This is a genomic window from Limosilactobacillus reuteri subsp. porcinus (genome assembly GCF_036621895.1).
Taxonomy (GTDB): domain Bacteria; phylum Bacillota; class Bacilli; order Lactobacillales; family Lactobacillaceae; genus Limosilactobacillus; species Limosilactobacillus reuteri_J.
The window spans coordinates 1-17,111 of the sequence record NZ_LN887345.1 but is presented as its reverse complement, the minus strand read 5'-3'; the positions used below and the strand labels follow the sequence as shown (position 1 = coordinate 17,111).

The following is a 17,111-nucleotide window of genomic DNA, read 5'->3' as shown; positions in this document are numbered from 1 at the left end:
ATGAAAGGAATAAAAATAATGAACTCACAGCATCAACAATTACTCGGTAATCTTGCACAAGATTATTACCTTAGCAAAATGGCAATTAGTGATATTTCTAAAAAATATAATCTTAGTCGCTACCTCATTATGAAATACCTTGATGAAGCATTTTCAAGCGGGATTGTTGATATAAGCATTCATACAGATTATGACCGAAATGCCCAACTAGAACGCGAATTATCAAATAGTTTTGATATAAAAAATGTCTATGTTATCAAAGATCCAAGCAACCCCTTGGACCGCGATAAAATCATTGCTAACTTTGCAGCTAATCAGATTCAATCTCTTATTAAAGAATATAAAATAATCGGATTATCGTGGGGGGAAACAATTTATACTGTTCTTGATCATTTCAGCAAACACTCTTCCCGCAATTTAGTTTTCACACAATTTATGGGTGAAAATATGAAATATAAATCTTCTGCCGCATCAATGCGAATGGTACAAAAAGCTGCATCCAAATATGATTGTCCTTATTACACCATTCCCGGACCACTTTATATTCTTAATGACGAAGCAAGAAATGACCTATATTCCGAACCGGCTTTTACAGAAGCATTTAAGGTTGCCAATAAAATGGAAATGATTGTTTGCGGATTAGGTACTCTCCAATCAATAGACAGTATCCCTGCTTGGCATGATTATAAAAAGAGGTTATTTAAAGGAGTTAGTTTAAACCAAATTGCTGGAATGGCATTTGGTCGTCCATATGATATTAACGGTAACTTTCTAATTCATCCCAATAACGATAAAACTCTCTCTATCCCTTTAAATAAAATTCTTAACGTTCCTATACGCTTTGCTATTGTTCAACGCAAATCAAAGTATCAAGCCGCTTTAGGAGCCCTTCGTGGAGGTTTATTTACTGATATGATACTTACAGAATCAATCGCTTTACGAATTATTGAGGAAATATAAAAAAGACCTGACAAATTTGCCAGATCTTTTTTATTACCATAAACCAATAACTTTCATCCATACTGTTCCGATTCCGATAAATACTACCAGATAAAGAAGACCAAGGATAAAGTTCATTCGCCACCAGTCACTCTGTTTAACGTAACCTGTACTGAATAAAGCAGAAGCAGGACCGTTAGCGTAGTGAGTAGTTGAACTATAAGCGGCAGCAGTCAATGAAAGAAGCATTGCTGCTAAGAATGGTGGAACACCAGCTGAAATCGCAACTCCAAGGAATCCACTAAACATAGCAGTAACTTGGGCTGTACCAGAAGCAAATAGATAGTGACTGTAGAAGTAAATCAGTACTAATGCAATCATGATCACAAACCAGTTCATTCCACTAAGTGAATGACTAACAGTCTTCGAGAACCATGGAATAATTCCAAGCTTGTTTAATTCTCCAGCAAGGAAAATTAAGATTGAGAACCAGAGAACAACATTCCAAGCACCAGTTTCATTTAAAACATCTTTAGTAGTAAGAATACCTGTTAAAAGCATTAATGCAACAGCAATAAATGCAACTGTCATTGCATCCATTCCAATGAAGCTTGAAATCATCCATAGAACGATTGCAATTGCAAAAATAACTAACATTAATTTTTCAGAAAGCTTCATTGGACCCATTTCAGCTAGTTGACTATCAGCTAACTGACGAGCATCCGGTGTTTTCTTAATTTCTGGTGGATACATCTTGTAGATGATCCATGGAATCAATGCTAAAAGAATAACACCAGGAAGTAAAGCAGCTAAGAACCATGAAATCCAAGTAATGTTAACACCCAACTCTTTTGCAAGGCCAACAGCAACAATGTTTGGTGCCATGGCAGTCATAAACATCGCACTAGTAATAATATTGACATGGAATTCAGTGAATAATAAGTAAGAACCCATCTTCCGTTCTGTCCCATCTTTTGGTGATGAATGGAACGTATTCGAAAGAGCATCAATAATTGGTAAAACAATACCACTAGCACGTGCCGTGTTACTTGGTGTAGCAGGCGCTGTAACAAGATCAATTCCCATTAAAGCATATCCTAAACCAATTGATTTTTTACCAAAATAACGAACAAATAGTAAGGCTACTCGATTTCCTAAACCAGTCTTAATAAATCCACGGGCAATTAAGTATGCCATTGCAATAGTCCAAGGAGTACTATTTCCAAAAGCAACTACTGCTTCTTTCATCGGAGCAATTCCTAGTAAGACCGTGAGTGTAAAACCAATTAATGCAACCCCAGCAATTGGCAATGGCTGAGTAATACATCCAACAATCGTTGCAATAAATAATGCTAACAAGTGCCAAGCTACAACGCTAATTCCTACAGGCCGGACTGGAGTACAAAGCCAAATGATAACTCCAACAAGTACCGGCCAGATAAATCCTTTATAATTTACCTTTGATAATCCCATTAGATTATTCCTCCCTTAATAATTAAACTTCCACACCATCTAAGACATCTTTCATCTTAGCAGCAGAGTATTTTAGTTTTTCGATTTCTGTATCCGAAAGTCCGTAATCAATGACTTTTTCTATTCCTGTTCGATTAACAATTGCAGGTATTCCAAGATACAAATCATTAATCCCATATTGACCCGTTAAAGGAGCTGATATTGGGAGCATGATGTTACGATTTTCAATAATCGCTTTTACAATATAAGCAAGATATTTAGCTACTCCATAGAAAGTAGCTCCTTTTCCTTCGATAATCTTACCACCACGTTCTTTAACTGCTTTTTCAAGTTCGCTATAGTCCTGAGCAGTTAAATCAGTAACTTCTTTTAACGGTTTTCCATTAATAGTAGCTTCATCGAATGCACCAAACGATGTATCTCCATGTTCCCCTAAAACTAAAGCATCAATTTCATTTACTGGAATATTTAACTTTTCAGATAAAAGTACATTCAATCGAGCTGTGTCTAGTGAAGTACCAGTTCCTATAACACGATGCTTAGGAAATCCAGAAAGTTGTTGTGTCACTGTAGTTAAAATATCAACAGGATTACTTGATACAACAAAAATGCCGTTGAATCCACTTTCAACAATTGGGTTAACAATAGTTGAAAGAATCTTTGTGTTCTTTGAAACAAGATCCAAACGAGTCTCTCCTGGCTTTCGTGGAACTCCAGCAGTAATAACTACAACATCAGCATCTGTAGCATCAGAATAATCTCCTGCGTGAATGTTGACTGGACTAGTTAGTGGAGTAATATCTTGTAAATCCAATGATTCTCCAGTTGCCTTTTCTTTCTTTAGGTCAACAATAACTAATTCATCAATTTCTTGTGTTGTTTGAAGGAGTGAGAATGCGAATGATGATCCTACAGCTCCATCACCAACAAGCACAACTTTATGATGATGTCTTAACATAAAATTTTCCTCCAAATAATATATAAATAATTGCTCTAGGCAGTTTCTCACTGCCCATTATTTTTTACTTTAAGCCACGGGCGTAAACAGTTACTTGTTGACCTGCTTGACGTCCAAAGACAATTGTTTCTGCAATTGAGTTACCACCAACACGGTTATTACCATGCAAACCACCAGCAACTTCACCTGCAGCATATAATCCCTTGATTACATCCCCATTACCATCAAGCACTTGAGTCTTTGTATTAATATGAATACCACCCATAGTGTAGTGAATTGCAGGTGCAATATGGATTGCGAAGAATCCTGGCTTAGTAATTCCACGATCCATCCCTGTTGTCCGATGGAATTCTTTATCGTCATGATTTTCAACAGCTTCATTCCATGTTACGACTGTCTTCTTTAAGTTCTCAGGATCCATGTTGAGGTTCTTTGCAAGATCCTCAATCGTATCGCCATGAACAACAAGACCAACTTTATCGTAAAATTCAATTGCCTTAGCATGGTCACGAATACCTTGATCAAAAATTAAGTAAGCACTGTGTTCTGGAAGGGCAGTAATCGCATTAGAAACAATCTTTCGAGTGTTTAATTCGTTAACAAACCGATTACCTTCAGCATTAACTAAGATTGCACCTTCACCACGGACAGCTTCACCAATAAGGTAAACATGAGGATTATCTTGTTGAACAGTTGGGTGAACTTGTACAAGATCCATTTGCATTAATTCACCGCCAACGCCTTCAGCAAGCTTCAAGCCATCACCAGTTGCTCCTGGTTGATTGGTAGTCTTGTAATCAGCAAGGTCAGGGCGGAACCGCTTCATGTATTCTTTAGAAGCACCGAATCCACCAGTAGCTAAGATAACAGCCTTTGCGTGGATGGTTTTAATTAGGCCATCAGCATTAGCTTCAACACCGATTACCTTACCTTCATCATCTTGTAAGAGCTTGTTAACTTTAACCTTATTGAATACTGGAATGTTTTCCTTTTGAACAACTTCCAATAAACTCTTTACTAAGAAACCACCAATTGGCGCCATACTTGCTGGACGGTGAGTACGCTTACGAGACATTCCACCAGTAATTGTAATGTCATCAAGCTTAATCCCATGATCAGCTAACCAGTCGATTGCTGGGGCTGTATGATATACAAAGTAACCAAGCATATCCTTATCGTTTAGACGTCCACCATCTTTGTATGTTTCATGGTAAAAGTCAGCAACGTTATCAATTACTCCATGTTGTAATTGCACGTTGGTTTCAGCGGCATTCATTCCTGAAGAAGCTCGGTTGGTATTTCCTCCAAGTTCTTCTTCCTTTTCAAGAACAACCGTCTTCATTCCCAATTCGTTTGCTTGAATTGATGCGGAAAGACCTGTTCCACCAGAACCAATTACAATAACATCGTAATCATTATCTAATTTACTTACAGATAATGGTTGGAATTTTTCAGCCATGATATTGCTCTCCTTTTAATTCTTAATTTTAAATACATTAACAGTCAAAAAGAGTGGAACAAGTTCTTTTTATTGCTTATTTCCACTCTTGCCAAAATTGGCATTACTTTTAACTCAATTCTTATTTATCCCGATCAACGTTGGTCATCTTAAGCATGTCCATCCATTCATCGTATTGTTCTTCAGTAAGCTTACCGGACTTCAAAGCAGCTTCTTTTAATGTGCTACCAGCTTTATCAGCAGCTTGAGCAATCTTAGCACTGTCATGGTAACCAATGTGCGGTGACAAAGCAGTAACAGTCATTAATGAATTATCAACTAATTCTTCCATCCGCTTTTCATTAACTGTCATTCCGTGGATCATCTTGTCAGCAAATCCAGTAATTGTTCCAGTTAATAAGTCAGCTGATTCGAGGAATGCATCGATCAATACTGGCTTGTAAACATTCATTTCGAAGTTACCTTGTGATGAAGCCATTGTTACTACAGTATCGTTACCGAATACCCGTAAAGCAGCCATTGTTACAGCTTCTGCTTGAGTTGGGTTAACCTTTCCTGGCATGATTGATGAACCTGGTTCGTTAGCTGGGATATTTAATTCACCATAACCAGCACGTGGACCAGAAGCCAAGAAACGAATATCTTGAGCAAGCTTGAACATGTCAGCTGCTAATGTCTTCAAAGCACCGTGAACAACATCTAAACCAGAGTGGTTAGCTAAACCGTAGAACTTGTTTGAATCAGCAGTTAAGTTTAAGCCGTAAACTTCGCTAAGCTTTTCAGCAATCTTTTCAGGCATTCCTTCTGCAGCATTCAAGCCAGTACCAACAGCAGTACCACCAATTGCCAATTCATCTAATGTTGGTTCCAAAGTTTTAATGTAATCAAGGTCATGTTCTAAGGAAGCAATGTAACCAGAAAGTTCTTGACCAAATGTCAATGGAACTGCATCTTGCAAGTGAGTACGTCCAACTTTAACAGTCTTCATGTACTTCTCTTCCTTAACCTTTAATTCATCAATTAAGTGTTGAACAGCTGGCTTCAACTTATCAAGCGCTTCTAAGGCAACCACATTCATAGCAGTTGGGAAAGTATCGTTTGAACTTTGACCCTTGTTAACATCATCATTTGGCAAGATTTCAATGTCAGGGTTAATTTCATGAGCCTTGTGCGCAACAACTTCATTAGTGTTCATGTTGGTTTGGGTACCAGAACCAGTTTGGTAAACCTTTAATGGGAAGTCCTTCCGCAATTCTTCATCACTTAATGCGAGTAATTCATCAATCGCTTTAACAATTAAATTACCCTTTTCTTCAGAGATAGCTTTAGTTTCCATATTAGCTTGAGCCGCTGCTTTTTTAATGTTCAATAAAGCACGGATGATTGCTAATGGCATGTATTGACCGGTTGGGAAGTTATTCCGACTCCGTTCTGTTTGTGGTCCCCATAGTGCTTCAGCAGGGATTTTAACAGGACCTAACGTATCTTCTTCAGTACGGTATTCTGACATCTCAAAAACCTCCAATATATTAATTGAGCAATTTTATCTTGTGAAATGTTACACATCATTTACACGTATATCCTACCTTGTAAGTAAAGCTATAGTCAAATCTTTAATTTTCAATAAATTTCACTTATAGCTATTGCCTTACCAACTGCTATAATAGCTTTTTTTAATCGTGTTTGCAAAAGTTTCACAAACTTCGATACAAAAAAACACCTAAGATTTTTTAATTTCTTAGATGCTTTTCTATTTTTGTCTAATAATCTGGTTTTATTATTCACAAAGATGCAAGCTGCTTGATTAATATTGAGGCTTCCAAATTTTTTCTGCTACTGCCTTCTTTGCATCGGTAATTCCGTCGCCGGCTAGGCCTTGATCGATAGCAGATTCGGCTACTCGTTCAGCCACTCGCTTAGAAAATTCTGTTAACTTAGAAACAGGAGGTAACACCGCTGCGCCTGGCTTTTCCGGATCAACTAAGCCACTTAAAGCATGAGCAGCTGCTGCTAACATATTATCATTTAGCACTTTAGCTTCAGCAGCCAAGGCCCCAAAACCAACTCCAGGATAAATTAACGCATTGTTAGCTTGTCCGATTTGGTAAACAGTTCCGTTATATTCAATATCTTTAACCGGGATTCCAGTCGCAATTAATGCCTTTCCATCAGTCCACTTGAGGAGGTCAGCTGCTTTTGCTTCTGCTAACTTAGTTGGGTTAGAGAGTGGAAAAATGACTGGCCGTGAAGTATGAGCTGCCATTTCCTTTACAACCGCTTCATCAAAACTGCCTGGTTGAGTGGATGTACCAATCATTACTGTTGGGTGAACAGCTTTAACAACCGCAAGTAAATTAGTTAATTCATCAGCATTAGCAAATTCGCTCCGTTGACGGGTAAATGGCTTTTGCTTTGGTGTTAAGCCTGGCGTATCTTCAAATAATAATCCTTGCTTGTCAACAAGGTAGAAGTGCTTCTTTGCTTCTTCGGGTGTGAGGCCTTGACGGATCAATTCGTCATAAAGCATCTTAGCGATTCCCATTCCAGCGGTCCCTGCACCGAATGTTAAGAATGTTTGATCCGTTAACTTTTCTTTTGAGATATTCATGGCTCCTAGCACACCAGCTAAGGCAATAATTCCAGTTCCTTGAATATCATCATTAAAGGTCAAAATCTTATCCTGGTACTTATCAAGAATCCGTGCAGCCGTTCCCCGACCAAAATCTTCAAAGTGTAATAAACTCTTAGGGAATAATCCTTCAACTGCATCAACAAACTTATCGATGAAGTCAAAGTAAGGTTGTCCCTCAACGCGCTTAATTCGATTTCCTAGGTAATTAGCGGACTTCAACAATTTTTCATTATTAGTCCCTGCATCAATAGAGACCGGGAGAACTTGGGATGGATCAATCCCAGCCGCTGCCGTGTAAACCATTAATTTCCCAACAGAAATGTCAACCCCATTTACACCCCAGTCACCAATGCCAAGGATTCCTTCAGCATCTGTAACAACAATGAGGCGAATATCACGACCATCGGCGGCATCAGCAAGTTCCTCTTTAATTAAGTCAGGATGCTCAATGCTCAAATATGCAGCATCTTGCGGCTTAATGTAACGTTCATTATATTGCTCAATCGCCTCAGCAATTACGGGATCATACACAACCGGCATAAATTCCGCAATATGTTTTTCCATCAAGTAGAAGAAAAGAGTGCGGTTAGTATTGAATACTTCCATCAACAGGTGACGTTGTTCAATCCGTGAGTTCTTAGATTGATATAACCGGTAGATTTCGTCTGCCTGTTCCTCAATCGTTCTTACACAAGATGGTAACAAGCCTAATAAACCATACTTTTTTCGTTCTTCAATTGTAAAAGCAGTTCCCTTATTCTTAAAGGGGTCATTTAACATTTGCATTCCTTTACGCAACATTATCGCCTATCCTTTACCTTTTATCTGTTTCAACAATCTTAGGGTAATTCCAGCGCTAGTTTATAGTCAAATATATGCTATGATATAAATAAAATTGATAGTACCCATTATAATTACTGACAGAAAGGCATTTACTATGAAATTAAACGACCTAAAATATTATCAAGCACTGGTAAAATATAAAAATTTTTCGCAAGTTGCAACAAAATTTAATGTCAGTCAGCCTACTATTACAATGGCTATCCAACGCCTAGAAAAAGATTTTGGCACGTCATTTTTTGTTCGTGACCATGTCCATAAACAATTACATATCACACCGACTGGTAAGCAATTTGCCGTTCACGTTGACGTTATCTTAAACGAATTAAGGATTGCCCGCCAAGAAATCAATCAAGCTGAATCGTCCAGCATTCGCTTTGGCCTGCCACCCATTATCGGTAATTACTACTTTCCGCCATTGACCCCGCTATTAATGCGAGAAGGCCTTTTAAGCCACTTGGAAACCTCTGAGCATGGTTCGAAGGAAATTCTCAAGATGCTTAAACATGGCCACCTTGATTTGGCATTGCTCGGATCGCTTAACCCCCTAAAGGAAGTGGGGCTAAAAACCACTGAACTAGCTGAGTATCCCTTTAAGATTATCGTTAGCAAGCGCCATCCCCTCGCTGCTAAAAAGGAGATTGATTTTGCTACTCTTAAAAATGAACGCTTTATTGTTCCTGATACTGAATTCTTTCATGAGCAAGCCTTTAAGCAAATCTCTCATTTGGCTCATTTTCGTCCTCAAGTCATCTACCGAACCGCTGACATTCACGTTATCAAAACCATGGTTGCAGAAAATCTTGGAATTGCTTATTTAACAAGTTTGGCGATTACTCCAGAAGATAACATCCATTCCATAAATGTTACTAGCCCGTTAAAACAATCATTTCGCCTGTCAGCTGTTACCCGTTCAACTGAATTATTAACAGCCCCCAAGCAAAAACTATGGGATCTCTTAACTGCAAAAAAGGAATGACAAATAACCGTCTAATACGGTGGCTATTGTCATTCCTTTTTATTATTTCTCTTTTTCAATCTTAATTGTTTTTATAATAACGTCTTTCTTAGGCTTATCCATCGCATCCCGCTTAACTTTGCTGATCTTTTCGACAACATCCATCCCGGATAATACTTGGCCAAATACGGTGTGGTGGAAGTCAAGCCACGGTGTACCACCATGTTTTTCGTAATAATCAATAATCTCCTGCGGATACCCAACGGCCTTCATTTGATCAATCATATTTTCTGGAACATGTTCATTAGTGACAATAAAGAATTGACTGCCATTTGTGTTCGGACCAGCATTAGCCATTGAAAGAGCACCAGTGAAGTTAAATAGTTCTTCAGAAAACTCGTCTTCAAACGGGTGACCATAAATACTTTCGCCACCACGGCCGGTTCCAGTTGGGTCGCCACCTTGAATCATAAAATCCGGAATAACCCGGTGAAAAATTACATCGTCATAATAATTTTTCTCTGCTAATTTAACAAAGTTTTCAACTGTTTTAGGTGCGTACTTTGGAAAAAGTTGGGCCGTAATTGTTCCCATTGTAGTTTCAATTACTGCTTTTGGTCCTTCAACTTCATCCAATGATAATTGGGGATATTTCATAAATAAAGCCTCCTCTTTTCTCTACTAAACCTCTCTAACCATCTTAGCAGGAATCAGAAGGAAAAGACAATTATTAGTCCTCACTAACACGTAATACACAAGCTCCCTTAATATCACCGTGCTTAACATAGCGTAATGCTTCATCAGCCTTTGCTAGTGGATATTCGTGTACTTCAGGATGGATATTGAGACGGTCAGCTAATGTTAAGAATTCTTCCCCATCACGACGGGTATTGCTCTCAACACTCGTTAATGTCTTTTCATGGAATATTTCTTTTTGGTAATTCATCGTTGGAATATCAGTCATATGAATACCAGCTAATGCTAAAGTCCCACCTGGAACTAAACTTGCTAAAGCCGGTAATACCATATCACCAACTGGCGCAAAAATGATTGACGAATCCAAAGGAACTGGCGCGGGGTCATAGGAGCCTTGAACAGAAGCACAACCTAATTCTAGGGCGAATTTCTTTGCATCCTCACCACGTGTAAAGACATGCACTTCAATTCCCTGGGCAAGTGCAATCTGGGCCGTAATGTGCGCTGAGCCACCGAAGCCATATAGTCCTAGGCGGCCACCAGCGGGAACATTGGCACGTTCAAAGGCCCGATAACCAATAATCCCTGCACATAATAATGGAGCGGCCTCTAGGGAATCAAACTTTTCCGGAAGCCGATACGCAAATCCTTCTGGAACCGTGACATATTCTGCATAGCCGCCATCATGATCCCAACCGGTATAAAGTGAGTGGGGACAGAGATTCTCATGACCTGATCGGCAAAACTTGCATACCCCACAAGCATGCCGGAACCATGGAATTCCAATTCGCTCACCAAGCTTAAATCGTTGTGTCTCTGGTCCAAAGCCGACAACTTTACCAACAATTTCATGACCAGGAGTAACGTGTTCGTGGTGAACCGGCAAGTCTCCTTCAGTCACGTGCAAGTCTGTATGACATACTCCACACGTCAATACCTTAACAAGGACTTCTCCCCGTTTAGGAGTCGGCACAGGCTTTTCAGTAAATTCGATTGGTGATTCCTTACCATCAATCGGCCCAGGAGTTGTGACTGCCCAAGCCTTCATTGTTTTCGGAATAGCATTTTCGCGTTTTTCCATCCTTAAAGACCTCGATTAATTAAATATTTCATTCTCTATTGTAGTGCTTTTTATTCATAAGAGTGTCGTATTTTTTCAATTTGACGAGACCATTGATCCTTAAATTTTGGAATGTTTAACGGCTCATTAATAGCTGGATCATCTTTTGCCGCTTGGGTCAGCCCTTCTACTCCTCCAATATCATCTAAGATTCCATTTCCAAAACCACTGACAATTTGGGGACCGGTATGAGCCGGAAGTCGCTTAGGTTTTACTTCCTCAAATTTAATTTTAAAGTTCCACATATCGCCAAAGTCATATACTAGGTTATATTCATGGTCAAGATTACAATCGCCTACCCAACTTTGAGTAATATCTTTGGATTGACCAAAGCCGCTATCAAGAATCGGCAACTGATAATGAGTATTCCCCTGATGCAGTTCAAATAAGTGGTGCCCGTCCGCATTAAATGCTGCTAAAATTGCAAAGCACAACATATCCAGACGCGTATCACCGCTGACGGTAAATCGCCGCCACATTTTAGGATGATAATCGCTAAGCTCAACATAAATAGTATATTGCTTATTAACATATTGGATTGCATGCTCGCGTTGATTCCTTACTTGCCGCTGCATATCACGAATTATACGTTGCAGGTGGTACATCCGCTGTTTAGAACCAAGATCTTTTATCCCCTGACTAATTGCTTGAACAAACAAATCGTAGTCTTCACTAGAGAAGAGATCTTCTGCCCGTAAAAACTTCCCAAATTCGCGAAAGGCATCACTTTTAGAATGAAAGCCGGTATCAGTAGGACGATCATTATGTAGTTTTTCATAGTTAATTAAATAGTGATAGACCAAGGTAATATCATCAAGAACAGATTCGCCCAGGGCTTCACAGTAACCGATGTAATCTGCAGCACAATCCAAATCCCTATCAACGATGCTCTCGCTTTTTCCACGACTTTCTAAATAACCTTGATAATCATCTAAAATCTTTTCTCCTACCGCTGTTGCATTCATGATATCGTTAATTGAAAGTGAGCGGTAAAGATAGCGACGGTTATGTTCATTAAGTTTAGGATGAGTAGCCACCTTAAAGTCCGTAACTGAATAATCTTCAAAAATATCCATTACAACATATTCTTCGTCCGTTGTCTTATTGGTAATCCGTGTCTGTTCTGCTAATTGAAGCGCAATTTCAGCATTGGTCGGGTCTTTTTCCCAATCAATAATTGAATTAGGCCCCATCATGAGGTTCTCATACATCTGCAATTGCTGTTGAGTTTCTGGCTGAATTTGGCGTGTAAATACTACTTTGCTAAATTGGGCATCACGAATCATCCTAATTTTTGCATGCGGAATTGGCGAAACTTCTAATAAACTTAAGAATTCACGCTTAAATGCCGCAATAAAAGAGCGTGAGTCATTAAATCGTTGAGGATAGCGTACAATAATTGGCAACGACATTAAGTTATTCATAATAATCATGAATTCCCCAGTAACACGAATTGTCCAAACATTTGTCTCTAATAGATCAGATGGAGCAATCACCTGTGAATTAATATGCAAATGTTGGGCAAGTGAATTTTCCACTGCAATAATCACCCTATCAACCCCTCCTATAATTTCGCTTATATTAATTTTATTTTGAAAAGCATTATTTATCAACTTAATCAAACCATATTTACTGAAAATTATAGGCAGAAAGCCTGTGACTTCAGTCATGGGATGAATGCCTTCCAAAGCCAGCCATGAGACTGCTTTTTCTTACTAAAAAGTCTATAAAATCTCGTTTTTGCCCCTGCAAATTTAGTAAAATTAAAGTATAAAGGAGTTGAAAACATGACCACAGTTTTGAAAGGGATCAAGCTTCGCTTGTATCCCAACAAGCAACAACAAGCTCAACTATGTCAAATGTTTGGTAATGACCGCTTTGTTTGGAACCAGATGCTTGATATGGCAAAACAACGTTATCAAAACAATCCTAGTAGCCAGTTTGTTGATCAATATGGCATGGATGCATTATTGAAACCTTTGAAGCAGGAATATCCATTTCTAAAACGTAGTGATTCTACCAGTCTCCAAGTTGTTAATCATAACTTATATCAGGCCTTTCAAAGATTATTTAAGCATCTGGGTGGTTACCCACGCTTTAAATCCAGACGGTCTGCTAAGCAGTCCTATACTGGTAAAAGCAAAATTCAAATAGTGGCGAACCGCTATTTGAAATTACCCAAAATTGGCTATATTAAAACCAGCAAAACTCGCCAGTTAACTCATTGTAAGATCAAACGCTATACGGTTAGTTACGATCCGTCGGGTCGTTATTACCTGTCACTACAGGTTGAGACCACAGTACAGCCACTATCGAAGACTAGTCAACAGGTCGGCATTGACGTTGGCGTAACTAATTTAGCCATTACTAGTGACGGCCATAAGTATGCTAAATTTGACGCTGTCTGGTTAACTCAACAGGCGCAACATTGGCAGTCTAAGTATAGTCGCCGCCGTCATCAAGCCACGGTGAGTGTCCGTCAATGGAANNAAGCTCGCTATCAACGACGAGTCGCTGATCAGCGGCGTGATTACCTGCATAAGCTGACGATGGCATTGGTCACGCAATACGATGTGATTGTCATTGAAGATTTGAAAGTCAAGAATCTGCAAAAGAATCATCATCTTGCCGCGGCCATTGCCAACGCTAGTTGGCATCAATTCCGTACCATGCTGGGATACAAGTGTGACTGGTATGGTAAACAGCTCATTACTGTCAAGCCCAACTATACCAGTCAAATCTGTAGTCATTGTGACTACCATAGTGGGTCCAAACCGCTCGCAATTCGTGAATGGACGTGTCCAAAGTGTGGGGCCCATCACGATCGGGATATTAATGCGGCAGTTAATATTCTGCATAAAGGGTTAAAAGCCGTTGGCTAGGGACTAGCCGTGGTAAAAGAACGAAGTTCTGTAAGTTAGGTATTTGGAATACCAATGTAACAGCCTAAATACTACTTCGCGTTCCCAGAAACCGCCGACTTTAGTCGGTGTGTAGTTCATAAATAAACTAGAAGATTTAAAATAAGATATAAGTATTGTCTCTGAAAGGATGCGCAACTTTTGATCAATCAAAATCTCGATATCTTTGACTTACGAAAAATTCAAATCAATAAAACCAAAGCTGAATTGGAAAATAATGGTAAACGGCAGCAAAAAGTAGTCTCTAGTGACATGTTAGGAACCTTCACACCAGTTGATCGGGACCCCGTTAAAATAATTCAGATCACTGAAGCCAACATGATCCCCGAGTTGCTTCCATTGCGTCACCAAAGAATGATTGCCAGTCGCTTTTCATTTTTCCGTGGAACTGCCGAATTAATGGAACATGACCTTAAACGACAGGCTCAAAGCAATCTTCCCGTAATTATCTGCGGGGATGCTCATGTAAATAATTTTGGCTTTTACGCCTCCCCTGAACGCAAACTTCTTTTTGGCCTTAATGACTTTGATGAAGCCCGAATCGGAAATTGGGAAAGTGATTTGAAACGGTTATTAGTTAGTGCTGAACTGGCAGGAGAAGAGAACGGTTTTGATCGCAATGACCTTTACCACCTCCTTCAATTAACCACTAAGACCTACCGCCATACTATCAAAAGCGCCAATAAGATGAGCCTTTCCCAACTGTTTTATTTTTCATTTGCCTATGAAGATATGGGGAAAGCGATTGAGTCTTTTGGTGATATTTCAACGCAAATGCAAACAGTCCTTAATAAGGTTCTTAAAAAGAGTCAGCGTAGCAATTCAGAAGAAATAATCCAAAAAATGGCGACTATCAATAACCAAGGGCACCTTGTTTTTCGGGATAATCCACCACGCGCACGTCATCTTAGTGCTGTGCGTTATCAACAGATTGTTAAAGGATATAACAAATATCGCGAAAATGTTCGGCAAGATGTCCGAGTCCTTTTAGCAAACTTTCACATTTCTGATATTATCCGCTACAGTGTCGGGGTTGGCAGTTTCGGAACACGATGTTACTTAATCATGCTTACTGGCAACGATAATAGTCACATCGTTCTACAAGTCAAAGAAGCTATGCCATTGCGTTATAACTTACTTTCCCTCCCTGTACAGCAAGCGATTAGAAATGGAGGGATCGCTGGTCAAAGAATTGTAACAGCGCAACGGGTTCTTCAATCCTCATCCGATCGCTTTTTAGGGAGCACTACTTTCGGCGGTCGCAGTTATTACATTCGACAGTTCCGGGATATGAAAGAATCAATTAATGTTAATAAGCTTGACTTTGAAAGTTTCCAATTCTACTGCCAAACGTGTGCTTACTTGCTAGCGATGGCTCATTTCCAAAGTCCCACCGCACCGATGATCCGTGGTTATTTAAAACATCAAAAGATATTAGATACTCTTTTACCAAATTGGGCTTTAAGGTATGTAGATCAAGTCACAGCAGACTATGGACAATTCAAATTGGCAATTGCTAAAGGAAAATTAATAAATTAACTATAATTAAAAAGGACTTGCATTCATCGTTTTGCAAGTCCTTCCTTAATACTATTTTTCAGAATTTTTTCGCTGATCACTTCCATAACGGTCTTGTTCCTTGATTACACTGCTTTTACGGCGATGCTTATTAATAAAATCTTGCTCAGCAGCGAAAATCATTAAAAAGTCGATAAAATTTTTACTAAAATTCTTTTTAAATTTGTCCCATTTATTTTTGGTCATTTTATATACCTCATAAATATCATTCATCTTTACTTTTATTCATTCTAGCATATCTATTTTTGTGCAAACGATTGCGTAATTTTAAAATAAAATTGTGGTAAAATAGAATTTGTAAAAGCGCTTACTTCAAGGAGGAAATATTTTATGGAAATATCTAAAGTACCATTTGGAACCTACAAAGGCGATCCAGTAACAAAATACATTTTAACGAACGATAATGGTGTTCAAGTAGGAATTCTTGATTTTGCCGGTTTACTTCAATCTTTTAAAGTTCCAACAAAAGATGGTGGTAAGGCCGATATGATTTTGACTTCTGAAAACCTCAACGAATTTACTAATAATGGCTTTTGTACTAATCGCTTAATCGGCCGGGTTGCTGGACGAATTGCAGATGGTAAGTTCAGCATTAACGGTAACGATTACCAAATCGAACAAAACGAAGGTAAAAATGCTCTTCATGGTGGAACTAATGGTTTTTACAGTCACATTTGGCATGTTGATAGCACGAAAGCAACTGATGATTCTGTTTCCATCACTCTTAGTTTAATCTTAAGTCCTGAAGTTGATACATACCCTGGTAAGATGCATGTTACTGCAACCTACACTTTAACTAATGACGACTTCCTTTCACTTAAGATGGCGGCTACTACTGATGCAGATACGTTGTTCAATCCTACCAACCACACTTACTGGAATATGGCAGCAGCAAATGTTCCAACGGTTGATCAATTAAAGCTTTATGTCAACTCCGAAAATCACTTAGCTGTTGACGACGGAAAGATTCCAACTGGTGAAAAGATCGCTAACGAAGGAACTCCATTTGACTTTAGTACCCCAACTACAATGGGCGATGCGCTAGAAAAAATGAGTTCAACTAAGGAAAATGGTTTTGATGATATTTGGGAAGTTACTCCTAGTCTCACAAAACCAGTTGCCACACTTGAAGATCCAGAAAGCGGCCGAAAGATGAGTCTTTACTCCGATCGTAACGGATTAGTTATGTATACGATGAACTCAGATGATGCAGCGGTTTACAATCACGGACAAGTTCATCCCCACCTTGGATTAGCAATGGAAGCGCAAAATCTTTCGGATGCACCTCATCACCCAGAATTTGGCGATATTACTTTACATCCGGGCGAAGAAAAAGCATACACCATTAAATGGCACGTTGAATACTAATTAAGTTACCAAGTGAAATATCGAGTAGGAGGTAATTGATTACTTCAATTACCGACCTCTCACACCACCGTACGTACGGATCCGTATACGGCGGTTCGACAACTTAATCACTAAATTATTCTCTAACGAACAGAAAACTGGAACGCCTTGGACTTATGAATATGTCCAA

The 17,111-nt window shown here is 39.0% G+C and carries 14 protein-coding genes; 5 read left to right on the top strand and 9 right to left on the bottom strand.

Annotation, left to right across the window (positions count from 1 at the left end):
* Positions 1-18 precede the first annotated feature (18 nt).
* Positions 19-960: a sugar-binding transcriptional regulator gene (locus AACL61_RS01825; protein ID WP_016496573.1), complete on the top strand. Its 942-nt coding sequence runs from the start codon at positions 19-21 to the stop codon at positions 958-960.
* A 33-nt stretch (positions 961-993) separates the two neighbouring features.
* Here AACL61_RS01825 and AACL61_RS01820 read toward each other — a convergent pair whose 3' ends face one another.
* From AACL61_RS01820 to AACL61_RS01800, 5 genes are all read right to left on the bottom strand, one after another.
* Positions 994-2,412 (bottom strand): anion permease, encoded by a 1,419-nt coding sequence (locus tag AACL61_RS01820; protein WP_016496572.1) that lies wholly within the window; start codon positions 2,410-2,412, stop codon positions 994-996.
* A gap of 22 nt (positions 2,413-2,434) precedes the next feature.
* Entirely contained in the window at positions 2,435-3,370 is a 936-nt protein-coding gene (locus AACL61_RS01815; protein WP_102815756.1) for an L-lactate dehydrogenase, read from the bottom strand.
* A gap of 64 nt (positions 3,371-3,434) precedes the next feature.
* Entirely contained in the window at positions 3,435-4,829 is a 1,395-nt protein-coding gene (locus AACL61_RS01810) for a flavocytochrome c (protein WP_102815755.1), read from the bottom strand.
* Between the two features lie 121 nt (positions 4,830-4,950).
* Complete coding sequence (locus AACL61_RS01805) at positions 4,951-6,339, bottom strand: class II fumarate hydratase (RefSeq protein WP_003668857.1); 1,389 nt, start codon at positions 6,337-6,339, stop codon at positions 4,951-4,953.
* 294 nt (positions 6,340-6,633) lie between these two features.
* Positions 6,634-8,262 (bottom strand): malolactic enzyme, encoded by a 1,629-nt coding sequence (locus AACL61_RS01800; RefSeq protein WP_102815754.1) that lies wholly within the window; start codon positions 8,260-8,262, stop codon positions 6,634-6,636.
* Positions 8,263-8,398: 136 nt separating this feature from the next.
* On the opposite strand from AACL61_RS01800, the gene AACL61_RS01795 reads away from it, so the two are divergent.
* Entirely contained in the window at positions 8,399-9,280 is an 882-nt protein-coding gene (locus AACL61_RS01795; RefSeq protein WP_102815753.1) for a LysR family transcriptional regulator, read from the top strand.
* A 42-nt stretch (positions 9,281-9,322) separates the two neighbouring features.
* Here the strand turns inward: AACL61_RS01795 and AACL61_RS01790 are convergent, their stop codons facing one another.
* The 3 genes from AACL61_RS01790 to AACL61_RS01780 form a co-directional block, all read right to left on the bottom strand.
* A complete protein-coding gene (locus AACL61_RS01790; protein ID WP_035168606.1) occupies positions 9,323-9,916 on the bottom strand; it encodes a peptidylprolyl isomerase in 594 nt (197 codons plus the stop codon).
* 73 nt (positions 9,917-9,989) lie between these two features.
* Entirely contained in the window at positions 9,990-11,036 is a 1,047-nt protein-coding gene (locus AACL61_RS01785) for a zinc-dependent alcohol dehydrogenase family protein (protein ID WP_123835722.1), read from the bottom strand.
* Between the two features lie 50 nt (positions 11,037-11,086).
* Complete coding sequence (locus tag AACL61_RS01780; protein ID WP_102815800.1) at positions 11,087-12,625, bottom strand: IS1096 element passenger TnpR family protein; 1,539 nt, start codon at positions 12,623-12,625, stop codon at positions 11,087-11,089.
* A 237-nt stretch (positions 12,626-12,862) separates the two neighbouring features.
* Here AACL61_RS01780 and AACL61_RS01775 point away from each other — a divergent pair, with 237 nt between their 5' ends.
* Both AACL61_RS01775 and AACL61_RS01770 read left to right on the top strand, forming a co-directional pair.
* Complete coding sequence (locus AACL61_RS01775; protein ID WP_339110903.1) at positions 12,863-13,957, top strand: RNA-guided endonuclease TnpB family protein; 1,095 nt, start codon at positions 12,863-12,865, stop codon at positions 13,955-13,957.
* 180 nt (positions 13,958-14,137) lie between these two features.
* Complete coding sequence (locus AACL61_RS01770; RefSeq protein ID WP_339110902.1) at positions 14,138-15,535, top strand: DUF2252 domain-containing protein; 1,398 nt, start codon at positions 14,138-14,140, stop codon at positions 15,533-15,535.
* Between the two features lie 51 nt (positions 15,536-15,586).
* Here AACL61_RS01770 and AACL61_RS01765 read toward each other — a convergent pair whose 3' ends face one another.
* Positions 15,587-15,787 (bottom strand): hypothetical protein, encoded by a 201-nt coding sequence (locus AACL61_RS01765; RefSeq protein ID WP_019253181.1) that lies wholly within the window; start codon positions 15,785-15,787, stop codon positions 15,587-15,589.
* Between the two features lie 117 nt (positions 15,788-15,904).
* On the opposite strand from AACL61_RS01765, the gene AACL61_RS01760 reads away from it, so the two are divergent.
* Entirely contained in the window at positions 15,905-16,942 is a 1,038-nt protein-coding gene (locus tag AACL61_RS01760; protein ID WP_102816775.1) for an aldose epimerase family protein, read from the top strand.
* Positions 16,943-17,111 lie beyond the last annotated feature (169 nt).